Annotated in this window: 3 protein-coding genes; 1 reads left to right on the top strand and 2 read right to left on the bottom strand. The window is 36.5% G+C overall.

Annotated elements, in window-relative coordinates:
- Together RH88_RS03485 and RH88_RS03480 are read right to left on the bottom strand one after the other, a co-directional pair.
- A partial coding sequence (locus tag RH88_RS03485) for a single-stranded DNA-binding protein (RefSeq protein ID WP_005593485.1) occupies positions 1-280 on the bottom strand: 280 nt, incomplete at its 3' end.
- Between the two features lie 9 nt (positions 281-289).
- Complete coding sequence (locus RH88_RS03480; protein ID WP_005593484.1) at positions 290-1,588, bottom strand: phage/plasmid replication protein, II/X family; 1,299 nt, start codon at positions 1,586-1,588, stop codon at positions 290-292.
- Between the two features lie 139 nt (positions 1,589-1,727).
- Between RH88_RS03480 and RH88_RS03475 the strand changes: the two genes are divergently transcribed.
- Positions 1,728-2,063, top strand: coding sequence for a helix-turn-helix domain-containing protein (locus RH88_RS03475; RefSeq protein ID WP_005593483.1), 336 nt, complete (start codon positions 1,728-1,730; stop codon positions 2,061-2,063).
- The last annotated feature ends 158 nt before the right edge of the window (positions 2,064-2,221 follow it).

Here is a 2,221-nt window from a genome sequence, read left to right as displayed (position 1 = left end):
ATTCATCGTAAGGTAAAAGAATCATCTCTCGACCAATCTCCAAATCCCCACGCATACCAACGACTAAAGAATTAACAGATAAAACATACTTACCAGCGACATAAGCAGGTTGACCCTCTTGAAGACGAATTTTAAATTCCTTAGGGAACTTACCGCCGACATGCGCATAACCAATTTGTGATAACATGCAAAACGGTTTATTGTTCTTTTGTGAAATACCTTCAAACTTGTCAATACATTCATTTTCTTTAAACACTTCGATAATTAATTGGTTTTTCATTTTCATTTCCTATGCAGTTAATCTAAATACATTTGCGGTATTAAATCCGTATTTTTTGCTGAGTTCGCCGATTTCTGGCTCGACATACCATTCTGGACGTTGATTAGAAAAATCGACGTCGATTACCTGAAGTAATGGCACTACATTATCGTGACCATGACCTTGTAAATTTTGAAGTTGAGCTTTACTAAAACCAGCAGAAAGAAGCTCATTAAGTTGACGATAAAAAGTAGCGCGAGAAGAAAAAGTATCTTTAACGGAGTCATATCCATCAGCAACTAAAGAACGATAGAAGCGAAAAACTCTATCTGCTTTAGAGAATGAAACATTGCCCTTTGGCGTAAGTGTCATATGGATTTCTTTAAGTTTTGTATGAACTTCTTCGTCGTTAAAAATATTCATGCGCTGCCCCTCTAAAGCTTGGAGTAAAGGATTAAAAGCTTTTTGCCAAATGTCTTGAATGAGTGAATTACCATTTTTTTCATAATCAAATTGAAATTGAATAGCTTGAAATAAATTTTTAGGAATATCGAAAGTATCTAAATAACGGCGATGAGCGCCAGCTTCAAATCGGACAAGGTTGCGAGCAAAGTTAATTAATCGAGGGTCAGACATAACATCAATAACGCGGTCAAATTCAGTAATCCCTTTTTCTTGAAGGGAACGAAGTGAGTTAAGTTGGCGTTGAAATTCAGGGGATTTTAAATAAGCTTTGCGATCACAATGGCGAGAGCCTTGAGTAAAGTAACAAGTCGTTTCAAACTCATTACGAACACTTTTACGCATCTGACCATTAGAGACATTTTTCAAACAGTTAATAACCTGCTTAGAGTGAAGTTCGTTAGAAACACGAGCAGAATAAGTAACATCAATTGCATCTAAAGTGGAATTGGTATAATCGAGCATCTCCCAAACACGAGGGTAAACTTCTTGGAGAGCACAAAGCATCTCATCAGCACCAAGAGCGATGGAAGTAGAACCAAAAACGTTATGACCCTGAACAATTTTTGCAGGCGAACATTTAAGTTCAATACATGGAGAACGCCATGTAGTACCTTGAAAAATTTTCATAGCCATACCAGTGTAATGAGTAGGAAGGGATTCATAGGGATGTCGCAAATCTGCAACTTCATAACAGTTATCTAAAGCCCCACCTTTGTAATGAACAGACTTAGCCTCAAGACCAATACCACGTCGAGAACACTCAATAATATTGACATATTCAATACACTCACCAGTTTTAGACATACGAGTGTTAGTAACGTATTTACGTTTGAAAGGAATTGAAATTTTCAGCTTATCAATCATAAAAACCCAAAAGGTGAAAAACCTGTCAATACTAAGATTTCTTATATGAAAGCATAAGAAAACTATACATTCAATAGTGCTGTATAAAAAACCATAAGTTAAGATATAAGAAAAGTTATAATCTGAAAGGTGGATCACAATGCTGAATGAAACTTTGAGGGAGTTAAGGACAAAGAAAAATCTAACTCAAAAAGAAGTGGCGAACATAATGGGAGTATCCAATATCACATACATGAAGTATGAAAACGGAGAAACAGAACCAAAGTTCAGCCAAATGATAAAAGCATTAATAGAGTTGAATGCAAATATAAAAGACATATTCGAAGGACTGGATACATCACTAGATGATTCACTTGCATACAACATGAAAAGAATAGAGATCTTATCTGCACCAGAAAAAGAATGTCTAAACCAAGTGGTAGAAGCAATGCTACTGAAACATCAGATTGAAAAAGTACAGCGCAGGAATGAGTAAAAGTCTCATAATGAGACAAGAGTACACTATTAAAGATAGTGTACCCTCCGGTGAAAACAGCGAACGTGGCGCATTCGCTTCTCCCCCGTCCCGCTGTTTTCTTTCACCATGAAAAGCAAAAGCATCTTGGCAGTAAGGTGATGTGTTTTTCCCTGGAA

The sequence above is a fragment of the Vibrio scophthalmi LMG 19158 genome (assembly GCF_000222585.1).
GTDB classification, from domain to species: domain Bacteria; phylum Pseudomonadota; class Gammaproteobacteria; order Enterobacterales; family Vibrionaceae; genus Vibrio; species Vibrio scophthalmi.
This window is presented reverse-complemented; position numbering and strand designations above follow the sequence as displayed.

Excerpts from the sequence above, each read along its gene's own strand:
- RH88_RS03480 (WP_005593484.1), bottom strand. The coding sequence starts at position 1,588 with ATGATTGATAAGCTGAAAATTTCAATTCCTTTCAAACGTAAATACGTT.
- RH88_RS03475 (WP_005593483.1), top strand. The coding sequence starts at position 1,728 with ATGCTGAATGAAACTTTGAGGGAGTTAAGGACAAAGAAAAATCTAACT.